The sequence below is a fragment of the Pseudomonas cucumis genome, assembly GCF_030687935.1.
In the GTDB taxonomy this organism is placed as follows: Bacteria; Pseudomonadota; Gammaproteobacteria; order Pseudomonadales; family Pseudomonadaceae; genus Aquipseudomonas; species Aquipseudomonas cucumis.
In genome coordinates this window covers 5,737,410-5,756,076 of the sequence record NZ_CP117454.1, presented here as the reverse complement: position 1 = coordinate 5,756,076, position 18,667 = coordinate 5,737,410, and the positions used below count along the sequence as shown (strand labels likewise).

General features: G+C 60.1%; 16 protein-coding genes and 1 riboswitch. Of the genes, 6 read left to right on the top strand and 10 right to left on the bottom strand.

The window, feature by feature from the left end; translation table 11 throughout:
• Positions 1 to 16: 16 nt before the first annotated feature.
• The 4 genes from PSH97_RS26145 to ahcY all read right to left on the bottom strand — a co-directional run bounded on the left by PSH97_RS26145 (position 17) and on the right by ahcY (position 5,512).
• Positions 17 to 1,879, bottom strand: a complete 1,863-nt coding sequence (locus PSH97_RS26145; protein WP_305447234.1) for a DEAD/DEAH box helicase — start codon at positions 1,877 to 1,879, stop codon at positions 17 to 19.
• Positions 1,880 to 2,101: 222 nt separating this feature from the next.
• Positions 2,102 to 2,917, bottom strand: coding sequence for a substrate-binding periplasmic protein (locus PSH97_RS26140; protein WP_305447233.1), 816 nt, complete (start codon positions 2,915 to 2,917; stop codon positions 2,102 to 2,104).
• Positions 2,918 to 3,097: 180 nt separating this feature from the next.
• On the bottom strand, positions 3,098 to 3,943 hold the full coding sequence (gene metF, locus PSH97_RS26135) for a methylenetetrahydrofolate reductase [NAD(P)H] (protein WP_305447232.1): 846 nt from the start codon (positions 3,941 to 3,943) through the stop codon (positions 3,098 to 3,100).
• A 159-nt stretch (positions 3,944 to 4,102) separates the two neighbouring features.
• A complete protein-coding gene (gene ahcY, locus PSH97_RS26130; RefSeq protein WP_007898042.1) occupies positions 4,103 to 5,512 on the bottom strand; it encodes an adenosylhomocysteinase in 1,410 nt (469 codons plus the stop codon).
• Positions 5,513 to 5,535: 23 nt separating this feature from the next.
• A riboswitch (S-adenosyl-L-homocysteine riboswitch) is annotated at positions 5,536 to 5,634 on the bottom strand.
• A 198-nt stretch (positions 5,635 to 5,832) separates the two neighbouring features.
• On the opposite strand from ahcY, the gene PSH97_RS26125 reads away from it, so the two are divergent.
• Both PSH97_RS26125 and PSH97_RS26120 read left to right on the top strand, forming a co-directional pair.
• Entirely contained in the window at positions 5,833 to 6,237 is a 405-nt protein-coding gene (locus PSH97_RS26125) for an acyl-CoA thioesterase (protein WP_052965028.1), read from the top strand.
• A gap of 73 nt (positions 6,238 to 6,310) precedes the next feature.
• Entirely contained in the window at positions 6,311 to 7,198 is an 888-nt protein-coding gene (locus PSH97_RS26120) for a formate/nitrite transporter family protein (protein WP_305447231.1), read from the top strand.
• 21 nt (positions 7,199 to 7,219) lie between these two features.
• Here PSH97_RS26120 and PSH97_RS26115 read toward each other — a convergent pair whose 3' ends face one another.
• On the bottom strand, positions 7,220 to 8,389 hold the full coding sequence (locus PSH97_RS26115; protein WP_305447230.1) for an MFS transporter: 1,170 nt from the start codon (positions 8,387 to 8,389) through the stop codon (positions 7,220 to 7,222).
• A 221-nt stretch (positions 8,390 to 8,610) separates the two neighbouring features.
• On the opposite strand from PSH97_RS26115, the gene PSH97_RS26110 reads away from it, so the two are divergent.
• Together PSH97_RS26110 and PSH97_RS26105 are read left to right on the top strand one after the other, a co-directional pair.
• Positions 8,611 to 9,444, top strand: coding sequence for an EamA family transporter (locus PSH97_RS26110; protein ID WP_305447229.1), 834 nt, complete (start codon positions 8,611 to 8,613; stop codon positions 9,442 to 9,444).
• A gap of 50 nt (positions 9,445 to 9,494) precedes the next feature.
• On the top strand, positions 9,495 to 9,878 hold the full coding sequence (locus tag PSH97_RS26105; RefSeq protein ID WP_305447228.1) for an MAPEG family protein: 384 nt from the start codon (positions 9,495 to 9,497) through the stop codon (positions 9,876 to 9,878).
• 109 nt (positions 9,879 to 9,987) lie between these two features.
• Here PSH97_RS26105 and mltA read toward each other — a convergent pair whose 3' ends face one another.
• A complete protein-coding gene (gene mltA / locus PSH97_RS26100) occupies positions 9,988 to 11,160 on the bottom strand; it encodes a murein transglycosylase A (protein ID WP_305447227.1) in 1,173 nt (390 codons plus the stop codon).
• A 128-nt stretch (positions 11,161 to 11,288) separates the two neighbouring features.
• Between mltA and PSH97_RS26095 the strand changes: the two genes are divergently transcribed.
• Positions 11,289 to 11,738 (top strand): c-type cytochrome, encoded by a 450-nt coding sequence (locus tag PSH97_RS26095; RefSeq protein WP_305447226.1) that lies wholly within the window; start codon positions 11,289 to 11,291, stop codon positions 11,736 to 11,738.
• Between the two features lie 16 nt (positions 11,739 to 11,754).
• On the opposite strand, the gene PSH97_RS26090 is transcribed toward PSH97_RS26095, so the two are convergent.
• The 4 genes from PSH97_RS26090 to PSH97_RS26075 form a co-directional block, all read right to left on the bottom strand.
• On the bottom strand, positions 11,755 to 12,150 hold the full coding sequence (locus tag PSH97_RS26090) for a DUF1090 domain-containing protein (protein ID WP_253546534.1): 396 nt from the start codon (positions 12,148 to 12,150) through the stop codon (positions 11,755 to 11,757).
• Positions 12,151 to 12,240: 90 nt separating this feature from the next.
• Positions 12,241 to 13,920 (bottom strand): NAD-dependent DNA ligase LigB, encoded by a 1,680-nt coding sequence (ligB, locus tag PSH97_RS26085; RefSeq protein ID WP_305447225.1) that lies wholly within the window; start codon positions 13,918 to 13,920, stop codon positions 12,241 to 12,243.
• Positions 13,921 to 14,088: 168 nt separating this feature from the next.
• Positions 14,089 to 15,279 (bottom strand): methionine adenosyltransferase, encoded by a 1,191-nt coding sequence (metK, locus tag PSH97_RS26080; RefSeq protein WP_123500165.1) that lies wholly within the window; start codon positions 15,277 to 15,279, stop codon positions 14,089 to 14,091.
• A gap of 18 nt (positions 15,280 to 15,297) precedes the next feature.
• Entirely contained in the window at positions 15,298 to 16,293 is a 996-nt protein-coding gene (locus PSH97_RS26075; protein WP_305447224.1) for an ArsR/SmtB family transcription factor, read from the bottom strand.
• 273 nt (positions 16,294 to 16,566) lie between these two features.
• Here PSH97_RS26075 and tkt point away from each other — a divergent pair, with 273 nt between their 5' ends.
• The gene (gene tkt, locus PSH97_RS26070) at positions 16,567 to 18,564 is read left to right on the top strand and encodes a transketolase (RefSeq protein WP_305447223.1); all 1,998 of its coding nucleotides are present in this window, start codon (positions 16,567 to 16,569) and stop codon (positions 18,562 to 18,564) included.
• Positions 18,565 to 18,667 lie beyond the last annotated feature (103 nt).

Sequence of the window (18,667 nt, the reverse complement as noted above, 5' to 3'; positions counted from 1 at the left end):
TCATAACAGCGATAAATCAGCGATTGCGGGTCAGCAACGCTGGTTTTTCGCCGCGTGGACGGCCTGGCAGTTGATCCAGTTGCTCAGGTGTCGGGAAGCGATCGCTTTTCGACTCCTTGTGAATGATCTTCGGTGCCGGGCCCCGCGGGTTCTGCACGGCCGGTTCCGAACGAGGTTGTTCGTCACGGGCCGGGCGGCGATTGCGGGACTCTTCGCGACGGGCCTGGCCGTCACGTGGAGCACCGTTGCGTGGGCCGCTGCGCTTGGCCGGTGGCGTGCCGGTGGTTGCGCCGCTGCTGTTGCGCGGACCGTTCTGGCGACCTTGTGGCTGACCGGTGCGCGGAGCACTTGCGCCTGCGCCTTGTGCCGGAGCGCCCGGACGGCGGCCACGGCCCTGAGCCGGTTTGGCTTGAGGCACGTAGTCGACGCGGTTACCGAAGTTATCGATATCGTCGTCCAGGAACTCGTCCGGAGCACGGTCGGCGGCGGCGCGAGGGGCCGGGCGCTGTTGTTCGCGGGCCGGGGTGCCTTCGCGTGGCTTGTGTTCACGCGCCGGGCGCTCGCCACGGCCAGCGGCAGGTTTTTCCTTGCCGCCTTTGTCCTTGCCTTTGTCTTTGCGACCGCCACCACCACCGCTGCCGTTCGGGCCGTCGCCGCGCGGGCCACGTGGGTTGCGCGGGTTACGCACATCCGGACGCTCGCGAACTTCAGGTTTCTCGGCTTCCACAGCGCTGGAATCGAAGCCCATCAGGTCGCCGTCGGCGATTTTCTGCTTGGTCATGCGCTCGATGCTTTTCAGCAGCTTTTCTTCGTCCGGAGCGACCAGCGAGATCGCCTCGCCCGAACGACCGGCACGACCAGTACGACCGATACGGTGCACGTAATCTTCGTCGACGTTCGGCAGTTCGAAGTTGACCACGTGAGGCAACTGGTCGATGTCCAGGCCGCGAGCGGCGATGTCGGTGGCGACCAGGATGCGCACTTCACCGGCCTTGAAGTCGGCCAGGGCTTTGGTGCGGGCGTTCTGGCTCTTATTGCCGTGGATTGCGACGGCGGTGAGGCCGTGCTTGTCCAGGTACTCGGCCAGGCGGTTGGCGCCGTGCTTGGTGCGGGTGAACACCAGCACCTGTTCCCAGGCGCCTGCGGTGATCAGGTGCGCCAGCAGTGAACGCTTGTGGTTGGCCGGCAGACGGAATACGCGCTGTTCGATGCGCTCGACCGTGGTGTTCGGTGGCGTGACTTCGATGCGTTCCGGGTTGTGCAGCAACTTGCCGGCGAGGTCGGTGATGTCTTTGGAGAAGGTCGCCGAGAACAGCAGGTTCTGGCGTTTGCTCGGCAGACGGGCGAGGACCTTTTTCACGTCATGGACAAAGCCCATGTCGAGCATCCGGTCGGCTTCGTCCAGCACGAGGATTTCCACGTGGGACAGGTCGACACTGCCTTGGCCGGCGAGGTCGAGCAGGCGACCGGGACAGGCCACCAGCACGTCGACACCGCGGGACATGGCCTGAACCTGTGGGTTCATGCCGACGCCGCCGAAGATGCAGGCGCTGACGAACTTCAGGTCACGGGCATAGACCTTGAAGCTTTCGTGTACCTGGGCCGCGAGTTCGCGGGTTGGGGTCAGGACCAGTACGCGCGGTTGGCGCGGGCCGTGACGCTGGGATTTGTCCGGGTGACCGTTGGGAAACAACCGCTCCAGAATCGGAAGGGCGAAGCCGCCGGTTTTACCAGTACCTGTCTGTGCCGCAACCATCAGGTCGCGACCTTGCAACACGGCGGGAATGGCCCGCTGTTGCACCGGAGTAGGCTCGGTATAGCCCGCTGCCTCGATGGCGCGGACTAAAGCCTCGGAGAGACCGAGGGAAGCAAAGGACATGAGTAATCCTGTTTTAGTTAGGGCTTGGCCCAATGGGAGTCTTGCCTGGCGCGAATGGCGTTTAAGAGGACGCAATCCCGTCCGGTCCTGCTGGGCCTCGAAGGCTCGTCTGGAGCGCTCGCGCGGGCTGAAAAGCTGCGCTGTAGCGGGATCGAGATGCCTTGAACAAGTCCGAGCGTCCGGGCGTGAGCCTGGCGGGAAGGCCGGAGTATAACAGAGCAATCACTGCGCGCCGCTTTCCTGCTGCTCAACGGTTTTTCCGCCGGTTGTGGTGGCGCTGGGGGCCTGCGCATCGGTGGCTGGGCCGGCGCCATAGCGGGCGCTCAGTTCAGCATAGGCCGGCTCGCGCTTGAAACGTTTGAGCTCGGCACCGAATCGCTGCACCAATAAATCCATCCCGGCATTGCGGCGTACCGCCAGAAACTGGCTTTGCTGGCTGATGATGATCGGATTCTCGGTGATCTTGTCGCGGATATTCAGTTGATCGAGCAAATGCTGGCCGACCCGGCGATCGGTGATCAGCAGGTCGATGCGGCCGCGCACCAGTTTGCCGAAGTTCGCTTCATGGGTGGGTGCCGGCTCCCGGGTGAATAGTGTCGATTCGCTGAAGTCCTTGCTGTACAGGTAGCCCGGCGAGGTGCCGATGGTCAGGCCTTTCAGATCGTCCAGGGTGCGAAACGGATGCGGTCGCTCGTTAGCGTAGAACATCACGAACTCGACTTGCGAGAGCGGTTCGCTGGGGTAGAGCAGAGTCGCGTCGCGTTCGTCGCTGTGGAAAATATCCAGCGCGCCATCCGCCTGGCCTTGCTCAAGCATCGACAGGCAGCGTTTCCATGGCAGGAACTGCCACTCCACGTCGATCCCGAGGCGTTTGAAGACGATGGCCGTGGTTTCGTAGTCGAGCCCCAGGGATTTGCCGTTTTCCTCGTACACGTAAGGTGCCCAGGGTTCGGTGACAATACGCAACTTCTCGCCCCGAGCGGTGAGGCTCAGGCAAGTGAACAGAAGCACGGTGAGTAACTGAGCGATCAGGGGCATGGCTTGAGATTACGACGAGAAATCATAAAGAGCCAGAAACCGGATCCAGAAGCTCTATCTCAGGATATGACTGCACAATAAAAGGGCGCCGGAAAGCAAAAGATCGCAGCCTTTGACAGCGTCCACAGGCGCTGCCGAAGGCTGCGATCTTTTGATCTTGCCTTTGCTTTTGCTTTGTTCTTAACGCGGCAACTTCAGGTTATTCCACACCGCCAGGCTCGGCTCAGCCTGGTTCAGCGTGTAGAAATGCAGCCCTGGCGCGCCACCCTGCAGCAGGCGTTCGCACATTTCGGTGATGACGTGCTCACCAAAGCCTTGAATGCTTTGGGTGTCGTCGCCGTAGGCTTCCAGTTGTTTGCGGATCCAGCGCGGAATTTCCGCACCGCAAGCATCGGAAAAACGCGCCAGCTTGCTGTAGTTGGTGATCGGCATGATCCCCGGCACGATCGGAATGTTCACGCCCTTCGCCCGTACACGCTCGACGAAGTAGAAGTAGCTGTCGGCGTTGAAGAAGTACTGGGTGATCGCACTGTTGGCGCCGGCGTTAGCCTTGCGCACGAAGTTGTTGAGATCGTCTTCGAAGTTGCGCGCTTGCGGATGCATTTCCGGGTAGGCGGCGACTTCAATGTGGAAATGATCGCCGGTTTCTTCACGAATGAATTCAACCAGGTCATTGGCGTGACGCATCTCGCCGCTGGCCATGCCCATGCCCGAGGGCAGGTCACCGCGAAGCGCAACGATTCGCTGGATGCCGGCTGCCTTGTACTGGCTCAGCAGGCCGCGCAGGTCGGCCTTGCTGTCGCCCACGCAAGACAGATGCGGCGCGGCAGGGACTTTGACTTCGCTTTCAAGCTGCAACACGGTGTTGAGGGTGCGATCACGGGTCGAACCGCCAGCGCCGTAGGTGCAGGAGAAGAAGTCAGGGTTGTAGGTCGCCAGCTGACGGGCAGTGGCGATCAGTTTTTCATGCCCAGCATCGGTCTTCGTAGGGAAGAACTCGAAGCTGTAGCGACGGTCTTGGGACATGGTCATATCCTTGGAAACACATAAGCCGGACGCTTGCACATCCCAATGTGGGAGCGAGCTTGCTCGCGAAGGCGGTGGGACAGACGACATTAATGTTGAATGCTAAACCGCCTTCGCGAGCAAGCCCGCTCCCACAAGGGAAGCAGGCAGCAGGACCGATCAGTAGCGGTAAGCGTGCGGCTTGAACGGGCCTTCGACGGTCACGCCGATGTAGTCAGCCTGTTGCTTGGTCAGTTGAGTGACCACGCCACCGAAACCGCGGACCATTTCCAGGGCCACTTCTTCGTCGAGTTTCTTCGGCAGTACTTCAACGGTCAGGCGCTCGGCTTTCTGGGCTGGCGACAGGTCGGCGTACTTCTGGCCGAACAGGAAGATCTGCGCCAGAACCTGGTTGGCGAACGAGCCGTCCATGATGCGGCTTGGGTGGCCAGTGGCGTTACCCAGGTTAACCAGACGGCCTTCGGCCAGCAGGATCAGGTAGTCGTCGTTCTGGGCATCGAATGCGCCCGGGCCGGTACGGTGAACCTTGTGAACCTGTGGCTTCACTTCTTCCCATGCCCAGTTCTTGCGCATGAAAGCAGTGTCGATTTCGTTGTCGAAGTGGCCGATGTTGCAGACAACAGCGCGCTTCTTCAGGGCTTTGAGCATGTTTGCGTCGCAAACATTGACGTTGCCGGTGGTGGTCACGATCAGGTCGATCTTGCCCAGCAGTGCTTTGTCGATGCTCGCTTCGGTACCGTTGTTGATACCGTCGATGAACGGCGAAACCAGTTCGAAACCGTCCATGCAGGCTTGCATGGCGCAGATCGGATCGACTTCGGAGACTTTAACGATCATGCCTTCCTGACGCAGGGACTGGGCCGAGCCCTTGCCCACGTCACCGTAACCGATGACCAGCGCTTGCTTGCCGGACAGCAGGTGGTCGGTGCCGCGCTTGATCGCGTCGTTCAGGCTGTGACGGCAGCCGTACTTGTTGTCGTTCTTGCTCTTGGTCACCGAGTCGTTGACGTTGATGGCCGGGATTTTCAGCTCGCCCTTGGCCAGCATGTCCAGCAGACGGTGAACGCCGGTGGTGGTTTCTTCGGTGACGCCATGGACACGGTCCAGGATCGCCGGGTATTTCTTGTGCAGCAACTCGGTCAGGTCGCCGCCGTCGTCGAGGATCATGTTGGCATCCCAAGGCGCGCCATCTTTCAGGATGGTTTGCTCCAGGCACCACTCGTACTCTTCTTCAGTCTCGCCTTTCCAGGCGAAAACCGGGATGCCGGCAGCAGCGATAGCGGCGGCGGCCTGGTCTTGAGTCGAGAAAATGTTGCAGGACGACCAACGCACTTCGGCACCCAGGGCAACCAGGGTTTCGATCAGCACGGCAGTCTGAATGGTCATGTGGATGCAGCCGAGAATCTTCGCGCCTTTGAGCGGTTGCTCGGCGGAGTATTTGCGGCGCAGGCCCATCAGGGCTGGCATTTCGGATTCGGCGATGATGGTTTCGCGACGGCCCCAGGCAGCCAGGGACATGTCGGCGACTTTGTAATCGTTAAAATCTACAGGCGTGATAACAGCGCTCATGATGAGCCTCCATTCGTAATGTATGCGAATGGGCGCCGTTGTGCGTTTAGTGTCTGGCCGTGGCCAGTCAACGCCCCATCCGAGCCTGACAGGTCGAACCTGCTGCAGCGCCCCTCGGACAGGTGGCGGGAAAACGGTAGCAACCGAAGATGACCGTTTTGAAACGGTGGCGATTATAGCTGTGTAGACGATACTTCCAAAGCGTTTCTGCAGGTCAATGCCCGAACGGTAATCGAGACCATAGTCGATGCGTAATAGAGCTCTAGTCCGGGCTCTGCCATGATGGCCGGCATCAATCGGCAAGACGGTCAGGAGTGAGTATGAATTTCCACACCCGCAAATGGGTAAAACCCGAAGACCTCAACCCCAACGGCACGCTGTTCGGCGGCAGCCTGTTGCGCTGGATCGACGAAGAAGCAGCGATCTACGCCATCGTCCAGCTGGGCAATCAGCGCGTGGTCACCAAGTACATTTCCGAAATCAACTTCGTCAGCGCCTCGCGCCAGGGCGACATCATCGAACTGGGCATCACCGCCACCGAGTTCGGTCGCACCTCGATCACGCTGACCTGCGAAGTGCGCAACAAGATCACCCGCAAGAGCATCCTGACGGTGGAGAAAATGGTTTTCGTGAACCTGGGCGAAGACGGCCTGCCCGCGCCGCACGGCCGGACCGAAATCAGGTACGTCAAAGACCAGTTCAAGGATGATGACATCGTCGGGTAAGCGAACCTCCTACAGAACGGACCTGAACCCCGCGTGTCGTAATTAAACGACACGCCACTGGTTCAGGAGCTTTATGGACACGTCCAAAGACGGCAAGACCCCGGACCTCTCGGCGCAAGAACAGCGCGAGGTCGACAAGAACCAGCCACCGCGCGCGGCGGTGCTGCACGAAATCATTCGCACCCAAGGTGATCAGGAACTCGAGCGTAGTGTTGCGGCGCTGTGGTGGTCGGCCCTGGCTGCCGGCCTGACCATGGGTTTGTCACTGATGGGCATGGGATTGCTCAACTCGCGTCTGCCGGACGGTGAAGGCTTCAAGGTGATCGCCAGTTTCGGTTACTGCGCAGGTTTTCTCGCGGTGATTCTCGCCCGTCAGCAACTCTTCACCGAGAACACCCTGACTGCCGTGCTGCCGATCATGAGCAAGCCTACGCTGGGTAACTTCGGTCGGCTTTTGCGGCTGTGGTCGGTAGTGCTGGTGGGCAACCTCTGCGGCACTTTGCTGGTGGCGTATGTGATGCTGCACCTGCCGATTTTCGACACCAAAACCGATCTGGCCTTCCTCGACATCGGGCGCAAGGTCATGGAGAACGACGCGAGCAAAATGTTCGCCAAGGGCATTATCTCCGGCTGGATGATCGCCACCATGGTCTGGATGATCCCGTCCATGGAAAGCGCCAAGATGTGGATCATCATCCTCATCACCTATTTCATGGCGCTGGGAGATTTCACCCACATCGTGGTCGGATCGGTCGAGGTCTCGTATCTGGTGTTTGCCGGCGAGTTGCCGTGGAAGGATTTCTGGCTGGTATTTGCAGGTCCCACGCTGGTGGGGAACATCATCGGTGGCAGTTTTATCTTCGCGCTGATCAGTCACGCGCAGATTCGCAGTGAAAGCGGGCCGCCGAAGACATCTGCGGAACGGGACCAGGAACCCGAACCGCAGAAGGTCAAAAAATGATCAGTGGCAAAACTGACTCTGTCAGCCGGACACATTGACCGTGACAGCACTGCGACGCTGCAGGTAAATGAAAAACAGCGCCGTCAGTACCGTTAACCCGCTGACCAGTGCGCCGGTCCATGGCAAATCCGCCAGGTCCGCGCCACTGGCCACCACCAGCCCGCCGATCCATGCCCCGGCTGCGTTGCCGAGATTGAATGCGCTTTGATTCAGCGTCGACCCAAGGTTCGGCGCTTCATGAGCCTGATCGATGATCAGCAATTGCAGGATCGGGCACAGCGCAAACGCGAAGATGCCCCACAACACCAGCGTGATCGCCGCCGGGATCACCGAGTGACTGGTCTGACTGAAAGCGGCCAGGACGACGGCCACAGCCAGCGCCATGCCCACCAGAGAAGGCAGCAAACGACTGTCCGCCAATCGGCCGCCAAGCATGCTGCCCGCCGTCAGACCGACCCCGAACAACAGCAACATGATCGTCACGCCATGCGGGCTGACACCGGTGATGTCTTGCAGGATCGGCGCGATATAGGTGAACACGCTGAACAGACTGGTGGACGCCAGCACGCTCATGCCCAGCGCCAGCAGCACGTTGACCTTGCCCAGCACTTTGAACTCGCTGGCCAGGTTGGCTTTGTCCATGGGGATTTCCTTGGGCAGCCAAACCCACTGCGCGATTGCCGCAATCACACCAATCACCGACACCGCCCAAAACGTCGAGCGCCAGCCGGCGTACTGCCCGAGCGCGGTGCCCAATGGAACGCCCAGCACGTTGGCCAGCGTCAGGCCGGTGAACATCATGGCAATGGCCTGGGCTCGTTTGTTCGGTGCCACCAAACCGGCGGCGACCACCGAGCCGATGCCGAAGAACGCACCATGGCACAGCGCGGTGATCACCCGCGCGGCCATCAAAGTGGCGTAGTTCGGCGCCAGGGCGCAGAGGATATTGCCGAGAATGAACATCAGCGTCATGCCCAGCAATGTGGCTTTGCGCGGCATGTTGGCGGTACCGACCGCGAGGATCGGCGCGCCGAACACCACGCCCAGGGCGTAACCGGTGATGAGCAGGCCCGCGTGAGGAATGCTCACGGCGAGGTCGCGGGCGACATCGGGCAGCAAGCCCATGATGACGAATTCAGTGGTGCCGATGCCGAAGGCGGCAACAGCTAATGCAAGCAAGGCGAGTGGCATGCGCAAGGTCTCTGTCGGTAGTCTTGACGCTTTGATCAGGCATACGCAGGCCGACGACCGTTCTCGTTGAGAGCGGGCAGAGGCAGGAGTTATTGGAATTAGTCTGTGCGCAACTGAGTGCGGCGTGGTCGCTTGCAGTATAAACAGCTGCGGACATATGGCGAATCAATTCTCTGCCCCGTGATGTACGGGGGAGGGAGGGGCAAAATAAGGAGTGTGCTGTGCTTGCGACGGTTCTGGTGTTGGTGGCGGCGCTGTTGCACGCGGCGTGGAATACCCTGATCAAATTCAGTGCGGAGCGGCTATTGGTGGTGGCCTGCATGGACAGCGTGGCCCTGCTGTTTGTCGTACTGATGCTGCCCTTCGTGGCGCTGCCGCCACTGGAGATGTGGCCATGGATTCTCGCGTCAGCGGCATTCGAGTTGCTCTATCGCTACCTGTTGATCCAGGCCTATCGGGTGGGCGATCTCGGTCTGGTCTATCCCTTGATGCGCGGCCTGTCGCCGTTGGTGGTGCTGGCACTGACGCTGATCTTCGCCGGGGAAGTGCTGACGGCTCAGCAGATTTTCGGAATTTTGCTGATCCCGTTCGGCATGTTGTGCCTGCTCTGGCAGGGCGGTGGCGGGGTGCGTCTGCCGTGGTCGATGTTACCGGTGGTGGCGCTGATCGGGTTTTGCATCGGGTGTTACACCTTCATCGATGGTCAGGCCCTGCGGCGCTGGTCTCATCCGCTGGATTACCTGGTGTGGGTCACCTTGTTCAGCGCCTGGCCGTTTCCGCTGTTGGCGCTGGTGAGTAAACGCCCGGCGTTCATGCTGTTCTGGCGTGAGCAGTGGCGGTTGGGCTTGGCGGTCGGGTTTTGCGTACTGTTCAGTTACGCTCTGGTGTTGTGGGCGATGCAGCTCGGCTCGATTGCCGAAGCGGCGGCGTTGCGCGAGATCAGTGTGATTCTGGTGGTGCTGTTCGGTATGCGCTATCTGAAAGAACCTTTCGGCAGACCCCGGCTCTTGGCCTGTGGGTTGGTGTTGATCGGCATGTTGGTGATGAAGTTTTAGTCGCCCCTGATGGAATTCGACTCTCTATAACTTGAAGAAGGGACTGCGTTATGACGGTTGCTCTGTGGTGCATTTTGATTGCGATCTGCTTGCCTTATTTGTGCACAGGCATCGCCAAAATCAGTGGCGGGTACGGGCTTAGACACAACCATGACCCTCGGGGGTTTCTCGACTCGCTGGAAGGCTTGGGCAAGCGGGCGCATGCGGCGCAACTGAACAGTTTTGAAGTGACTCCGGCGTTTGCGGCGGCGGTGATCGTGGCTCACTTGGCCGGCAACGCCGAACTGGTGACCATCAATGTGCTGTCGGTGCTGTTCATCACCAGTCGGCTGCTCTTCATTATTTGCTACTTGGCGGACTGGGCAATGTTGCGGTCGCTGGTGTGGTTTGTGGGGATGGGGTTGATTGTCAGTTTCTTTGTGGTGTCGGTTTAAAGGCAAGATCAAAAGATCGCAGCCTTCGGCAGCTCCTGCTGGGATCGACGCAATATTGCGACGAACGCGGTCAATGCAGGAGCTGGCGAAGCCTGCGATCTTTTTGCTTTTAAAGTTTGTCAGCCACCTGCGGTACTTGTGGCAATGCCGCCCCTTTAGGCCAGAGCATCCAGATCTGCCCCTGCTGTTTCATGTCGCCGGCCAGTTGCCCGGCCGCGTCGCCCGTGCCCCAGAACAGGTCCGCACGAACCTCGCCGGCAATGGCGCCGCCAGTATCTTGCGCGGCCACCGGACGTACCAGCGCGCTGCCGTCCGGTCGCGTGGTCGATAACCACAACAGACTGCCGAGCGGAATCACCTTGCGGTCCACGGCCGCGCTATAACCAGCGGTCAATGGCACATTCAGCGAACCGCGTGGCCCTTCGTTGCTGTCCGGGTTGCGATTGAAGAACACGTAGCTGGGGTTGCTGCCGAGCAGTTCGGGGATGCGCGTCGGATTGGCCTTGGCCCAGTTATCGATCGCGCTCATGGTCACGTCTTCTTTCTTCAACTCGCCTTGATCCACCAGCCATCGGCCGATGGGACGATAAGGATGGCCGTTCTGGTCGGCATAACCGATGCGCAATTGACGGCCATCGTCGAGCTGGATACGACCCGAACCCTGGATTTGCAAAAACTGCAGGTTCATCGGGTCGGTCAGCCAGGCAATCACCGGCGCCTTCACACCTTTTGTTTCAATGGTTGCCGCGTCGTCGTACGGCTTGAGCACGCGCCCTTCGAGTCTGCCCCGCAGGCGCTTGCCTTTGAGTTCCGGATAGATACTGTCCAGCGAGACGACGATCATGTCCTCAGGCACACCGTACACCGGGATGTTGGCTTCCTCGGTCTGGGTCAGGCTGCCGGGGTACACCGGTTCGTAGTAACCGGTAATCAGACCGTTGGGGTTGTCATTGGCGGCACGCAGGCCATAGACGTCCAGGTTCTGTTTGAGGAAACCGCGGATGTCATTGGCGGTGGGCTGCACATTGACGGAAGCCGCACAGGTGCCGCCCCAGACCGGGTCGGCCTTGAGTCGGGTGCAAGCGCTGCGCCACGATCCGAAGCCGGCGACGAGGTCGTTGTCGGACACCGCCGGAAGCGCTTCCCAAGTAGCGCTGGAGTAGGTCGCCAGTGCGTGGGTTTTCGGTTTGCTGCTGTCGCCGCCGGTGCAACCTGCCAGCACGGCCACCATCGGGAGGGTCCAGGCCAGGTTGTGACGCCATGCCTTGAAACGGCTGTTCATGGAGTAATTCCTTTGTCGGTTGCCTGAGTGCTCCATGCGCTCAAACAACCCGTATTGATAATAGGGCTATTGGTCTTTGCCAGTGACGCGAGGATACTGGCCGCCGTTTCCAGTGACCTGAAGCCACCATGACTCTTAAAAGACTTTCCGTTGTATTGCTGGCCTGCCTGACCTTGTCCGCCTGCGGTGGTGTCGACCCGAACTCGCCGCTGGGTCAGCGCAAGGCGATCTTCAAGCAGATGCTCAAGACCGGCGAAGACCTGGGCGGTATGTTGCGTGGACGTATTGCGTTCGATGGCCCTAAATTCGCCGACGGCGCCGTGAAACTTGATGCCTTGTCCCATGAGCCGTGGAAACATTTCCCGCAGGTGCGCGAAGAGGATCACACCAGCGCCAAGGACGATGTCTGGCAGAAGCAGGCACGTTTCCAGGAGCTGGCCCGCACCCTTGAAGGCGCCACCGGTGAACTTGTGATTGCCAGCAAGATTCAGCCCTACAAGGTCAGCAATCTGGGGCCGGCGGTGCAGAAAGTCGAAGATGCCTGCAGTGCGTGCCATAAAGAGTTTCGGGATCATTGATTCCAGAAAAGATTTCTTACTTGTCCAGTTCGTCGAGCGCTTCCTGCAATTCCTTGCGCGATTGAGCCAGTTTGTCTTTGCGCTTGTTGATCTTCTCGGCGTCGCCTTTCTTCATGGCCTTGTCGAGATCGGCCTGACGCGTGCTGACTTCGTGCTTGGCGTCGAGCACCTTGTTTTCCCGTTCCTTCTTCAAGGAGGCGTCGGTGCAATGGGCCGTGACTTCGCTCAGGGCGGTTTCCAGGCCAGCCTGTTGATCGGCGTTGCCGCGGGACTTGGCCAGTTCGATCTGGTTGATGATGCCTTGTTTTTTGGCGGCACAGCCGGTCAGGCCCGGGGCGTCTTCGGCGGCCATCAATGGAGCGGCCATCACGCTGCACAGGGTCAACAAGGCGAGCGGTGAAAGAAGTTTCATAAAAGCTCCAGGTGAAAAATTCGATATAGCGATGGGCTGTTTGAGCGCATCGGCCCCTTTGGGTTCCCGGTTCTCAGGCCGGGTTGGCGTCTAGAAACCGTCAATCCCGGCAACACGTAATGTCTCACTCAAGGCCAGGACCTGCGGGTCGCGGAAAAATGCGCTCAATTGCGCTGCGCGCCCCGGGCCGATGCCGGCTTCCGCCTGCCATTGTTCGGTGTTTCGTTGGGCCAGCGCCGGCCAGGAGTCGGCGAGGCGTGCCTGGCCGGTTGGCGGCAACCCCAAGGCTTTGAGCCAGCGAGCGAATGGGCGTTGCCGGGCACTGTTGAAGCTGTTCAAAAGACGAGCACTGCTGCGCTCGCCGAAGCCGTCAATCTTAGCAAGCTCTTGCTCATCGAGGGTCATCCAATCGACCAAGCTGCCGAGGCGTTCGGCCTTGAGCAGTTTCTCCCAGGTGCCTGGTCCGACATGAGGCAAGGCCAGCCCCTGTTTGCCGCTGAGCCAGCTCAGGCGTGCGAGGAATTGGCTTTCGCAGCCGGGTGTTGGTTGCCAGCAGCTTAAGGAATGAAAGTCTGCTGCCCGCGGTGCATTCAATTCCTGGCGTTCGGTGCTGCGCAATACGACACCATCGAGTCTGGGGATGGTCAGCCCCGCCAGGCTGATAGCGACCTGATCGCCCGGGCGAATATCCAGCGCTTCCCAGCGTTGCAGGGAGCTGACACTCACACGCTTGATCTGCCGGTCATCGAGCGTCACCGGTACCAGATCCAGCACCGGGGTGATCCGGCCGGTTCGTCCGATCTTGAAATGGACCTTGCGCACCTCGGCCAGCGCCTGGGCGAAAGGGTATTTCCAGGCGACGCTCCAGTAAGGCGTTTTCGCCTGCCAGCGCTCGGCCGGTGGGCGTTGGTCCTGTCGCAGCACGACCCCATCGGTGGCAAAGGGCAGGGGCGAGCGATACCAGTGATCGCGCCAGCGTTCGGCATCGGCAAATGCCTCGATCGGCTGACTGTAGGGTGCCGTGCTCGGGAACCCCAATTCATCCAGAGCCGCTACGCGGGCTGGCAGGTTTTTCGGACCTTGTGGCCAGTCCCAGACAAACAATCCGATACCGGCGGCTTGCTCGGCGCTCAGCGCCTTGCGTGCCATCAGCCCGGCCACTGTGGCACGGGCATTGAGGCTGCCGGCCTGGGCTTGTACGTGTTCGGTCAGGCGCCAATAGAGTTCGCCTTGCAGCAGCAAGTCCATCGACCGCGGAAGCTTTTGAGGGATGGCGGCGATCTGGCGCGCCGAGGCGGTCCAGTCCTGGCCGTTTACCCCGTCCCCCCGACTGATCGCCCGGTGTAACCGGCCGTTGCGATAGATCAACGTCACCGCCACACCGTCGACCTTGGGCTGAATCCAGACTTCGCCCCGATCTTTTAGCCAGGCTTCGACGGCGCGCCCATCGCGCAGCTTTTCCAGGCCAGTGTGGGCGATGGGGTGAGCAACCGTGCCGCCGGCCGTGCGCAACGGTTCGGCAGAGGCGCCTGAATCAAAACATTCACGCCATTCGGTCAGTCGCGCACGGGACTGATCGTAGAGTTCGTCGGCAATCAGCGACTGGCCTTCACGGTGGTAGCTGTCGTCCCAGCGATCGATTTGCTGTTGCAGGGTGGTGATTTCTTTCTGTGCTCGGGCGGGCGGCCAGTCGGGGCATTCGGCGGCATTGGCGGTCAGGCAGGCAAAGGTCAGCAGGGATCCGAAAAACAGGCGCAGGTTGGGCAGCATCGAGAGCGTCCTTGCTCAGTGGGATGCTTTCAAGGCTAGTCAGATTTCGGGTGTGGGTTGCAAGGGTGTAATTCTGCGTGTTTCCAAGAGCGAAGATCAAAAGATCTTTCCCATGAAAAAGCCCCGCACGGTGAACCGTGCGGGGCTTTGGGTACCGCCGGGGAAGTCTTACAGGCCGGCCGCGACACGCAGGTCGTCGGCGCGGTCGGTTTTTTCCCAGGTGAAAGTGGTGAACGTATCGTCGCCCACAGTCTTGGTTGCCGGGGTGCGACCGAAGTGGCCGTACGCAGCGGTTTCCTGGTACATCGGGTGCAGCAGGTCGAGCATGGTGGTGATCGCGTATGGACGCAGGTCGAACACTTCGCGAACCAGTTTGACGATCTTGTCGTCGCTGATTTTGCCGGTGCCGAAGGTGTTCAACGAAATCGACGTAGGCTGGGCAACACCGATCGCGTAGGAAACCTGAATCTCGCAACGCTCGGCCAGGCCGGCCGCGACGATGTTCTTGGCCACGTAACGACCGGCGTAGGCCGCCGAACGGTCAACCTTCGATGGATCCTTGCCGGAGAACGCGCCGCCGCCGTGACGGGCCATGCCGCCGTAGCTGTCGACGATGATCTTGCGACCGGTCAGGCCGCAGTCGCCAACCGGGCCACCGATGATGAATTGGCCGGTCGGGTTGATGTGGAACTGGGTGTCCTTGGACAGCAACTCGGCAGGCAGTACGTGCTTGACGATCAGTTCCATCACGCCTTCGCGCAGGTCTTTGTAGGACACGTCAGGGTTGTGCTGGGTCGACAGTACAACGGCGTCGATACCGACAACCTTGCCGCCTTCGTAACGGCAAGTCACTTGCGACTTGGCGTCCGGGCGCAGCCAAGGCAGCAGGCCGGATTTACGGGCTTCGGCTTGCCTTTGCACAAGCTGGTGCGAGAACGTGATCGGTGCTGGCATCAGCACGTCGGTTTCGTTGCTGGCGTAGCCGAACATCAGGCCCTGGTCGCCGGCGCCCTGGTCTTCAGGCTTGGCACGATCAACACCTTGGTTGATGTCAGGGGACTGCTTGCCGATGATGTTCATCACGCCGCAGGTCGCACCGTCGAAGCCGACATTGGAGCTGTTGTAGCCGATGTCGAGAATCACGTTCCGGACGATGTCTTCCAGATCGACCCAGGCCGATGTGGTGACTTCACCTGCGATGATTGCCACGCCGGTTTTTACCAGAGTCTCGACCGCTACACGGGCGAATTTGTCTTCAGCAATGATGGCGTCCAGCACCGCATCGGAAATCTGGTCGGCGATTTTGTCCGGATGCCCTTCAGACACGGACTCGGAGGTGAAGAGGGAGTATTCGCTCATCTCGATTTTTTCCTGAATTTACCGATGGTGAGTGTCGCCAGCCGGTCGCTGAAAATGGCGGACCTGAATCTGGAAACCATTACGTAAGCCTACATAGAGGCTTTCCCCGGGAACGAGTCCCGCAGCGGTGGCCCAACGGGCCAGATCGTCCTGTTCAAACCCCAACCAGAGATCACCGCAGGCCTCCCTGGCCCAACTCTGGTTGTGGCTACATAACTCTGTCACGAGCAGGCTACCGCCCGGTTGCAGCAAGTCGGCCATGCGCTTGAGTGCTTCGGCCGGCGCGGCGAAATGGTGCAGTACCATGTTCAATACAACGCAATCAGCCTTGAGGCTTACACCGTTCAATGCATCGGCCAATTGCAGGCTGACGTTAGCCAGCATTTCACGTTCGCAGACCTGACGGGCCAGATCGAGCATCGCCGGGCTGTTGTCCAGCGCCGTGACTTGAGCGAAACGATGCGCCAGCTCCGGCAGAAAACCGCCATCGCCAGGGCCCACTTCGATGGCTGTGGCGTCGGGGCCGAAACTCAGCTTGTCGAGCAGTGCCACCACGCTTTCGCGGTATTGCGGCAGGCCGGCGATCAAGTCTTGCTGGGCGCGAAACTTCTCCGCAACGCGTGAGAAAAAGTCCTGGCTGGCCGCCGCTCGCTGTCCGTGGACCTGACCGATCCGCGACTGAACGTCAGTCGGCAGGGGCAGGTTGTCCACTTCTTCCAGCAGTGCGGCATGCAGCTTGCCGCCCAGCAGATCGGTGTGGGGCAGGGCGCGACGGTAGAAAATCGCATTGCCTTCACGACGGGTCGCCACCAGATCGGCCTGGGCCAAAACCTTGAGGTGATGACTCATACCGGACTGACCGATGCCGAAGATCTGCGCCAGTTCCAGTACGCCGAACGAATCGTTGGCCAGCGCGCGCAATACATTCAGCCGCAGAGGATCGCCGCCGGCCTTGCACAGGGCCGCCAGCTCATCGCAATCGTCATGTCGAATGGAAGGTATGCGTAAATTCATAAGGCCAGCAGTCTAGTGACGCTCAGAAATCACCGCAAGAGCAATATCAAAAAGTTTTGATATTGCTCGATAGATGGCACTTCTCAGCGTTAGGTTCAGTCAGCAAACGAACGGCGGAAAGGTTTCACCAGTCGAATACGTCGTTATCCATTGGAAAAACGCCTTCAGATGACTATCTGTCATTGCCCCGAAGGCGGTCGGTGAGGGAAAATGCTCGCCTTTTTTCCGTTTCGTTTTATTCACTCTCGATTCAATATCCGCAGGAGATCAGCGATGCCCAGCCGTCGTGAGCGTGCCAACGCCATTCGTGCCCTCAGCATGGATGCCGTGCAAAAAGCCAACAGCGGCCATCCCGGTGCCCCTATGGGTATGGCGGATATCGCCGAAGTACTTTGGCGTGACTACCTGAAGCACAGCCCGAGCAATCCATCGTTCGCCGACCGTGACCGCTTCGTGCTGTCCAACGGTCACGGTTCGATGCTGATCTACTCGCTGCTGCACCTGACCGGCTACGACCTGTCGATCGATGACCTGAAAAACTTCCGCCAGCTGCACAGCCGCACGCCGGGTCACCCGGAATTCGGCTACACCCCGGGCGTTGAAACCACCACCGGTCCATTGGGCCAAGGCCTGGCCAACGCCGTGGGTTTCGCTCTGGCAGAAAAAGTCCTGGCGGCGCAGTTCAACCGTCCCGGCCATAACATTGTCGATCACCACACCTACGTGTTCCTGGGTGATGGCTGCATGATGGAAGGCATTTCCCACGAAGTCAGCTCCCTGGCCGGTACGCTGGGCCTGGGCAAGCTGATCGCCTTCTATGATGACAACGGCATCTCCATCGACGGCGAAGTCGAAGGCTGGTTCACCGACGACACGCCGAAGCGTTTCGAGGCCTACAACTGGCAAGTGATCCGCAACGTCGACGGTCACGACCCGGAAGAAATCAAGATCGCCATCGACACGGCGCGCAAAAGCGAGCAGCCGACGCTGATCTGCTGCAAGACCACCATCGGTTTCGGTTCGCCGAACAAGCAAGGCAAGGAAGACTGCCACGGCGCCCCATTGGGTGACGCGGAAATCGCCCTGACCCGTGAAGCACTGAAGTGGAACCACGGCCCGTTCGAAATCCCGGCCAACATTTATGCCGAGTGGGACGCCAAGGAAGCCGGTCGCGCTGCCGAAGCCGAGTGGGATCAGCGTTTCGCTGCTTACTCCGCTGCCTTCCCGGAGCTGGCCAACGAACTGATTCGTCGTCTGAGCGGCGACCTGCCGGAAGACTTCGCTGAAAAAGCCTCGGCGTATATCGCTGAAGTCGCGGCCAAAGGCGAAACCATCGCCAGCCGTAAAGCCAGCCAGAACGCCCTGAACGCGTTCGGCCCGCTGCTGCCGGAATTGCTCGGCGGTTCGGCTGACCTGGCCGGTTCCAACCTGACCCTGTGGAAAGGTTGCAAAGGCGTCACCGCCGAAGACGCCAGCGGTAACTACATGTACTACGGCGTTCGCGAGTTCGGCATGAGCGCGATCATGAACGGCGTGGCCCTGCACGGCGGCCTGGTGCCTTACGGCGCGACCTTCCTGATGTTCATGGAATACGCCCGCAACGCAGTGCGCATGTCGGCGCTGATGAAGAAACGCATCATCTATGTGTTCACCCACGACTCCATCGGTCTGGGCGAAGACGGCCCGACTCACCAGCCGATCGAGCAACTGGCCAGCCTGCGCTGCACGCCGAACCTCGACACCTGGCGTCCAGCCGATGCCGTTGAATCGGCAGTGGCCTGGAAATGCGCTCTGGAGCGTGACGACGGTCCTTCGGCACTGATCTTCTCCCGTCAGAACCTGCAGCACCAAACCCGCAATGCGATCCAGATCGAAGAAATCGCCCGTGGCGGTTACGTGTTGAAGGACTGCGCAGGCGAGCCTGAGCTGATCCTGATCGCCACCGGTTCGGAAGTCGGCCTGGCCGTTCAAGCCTTCGACAAACTGACCGAGCAAGGCCGCAAGGTACGTGTTGTTTCGATGCCGTGCACCAGCGTCTTCGAAGCCCAGGATGCCGGCTACAAGCAATCGGTTCTGCCATTGCAGGTCAGCGCCCGTATCGCCATCGAAGCCGCCCACGCGGACTACTGGTACAAGTACGTGGGCCTGGAAGGCCGCGTGATCGGCATGACCACCTACGGCGAGTCGGCGCCTGCGCCTGCCTTGTTCGAAGAGTTCGGCTTCACCCTGGAAAACATCCTGGGTCAGGCTGAAGAGCTGCTGGAAGACTAAGTCCGGGTTATGTATTGCCTGTTCTGACGCTATCGCGGGCAAGCCCGCTCCCACAGGGATTTTCACCGTCCATGTGGGAGCGGGCTTGCCCGCGATAGCGGTC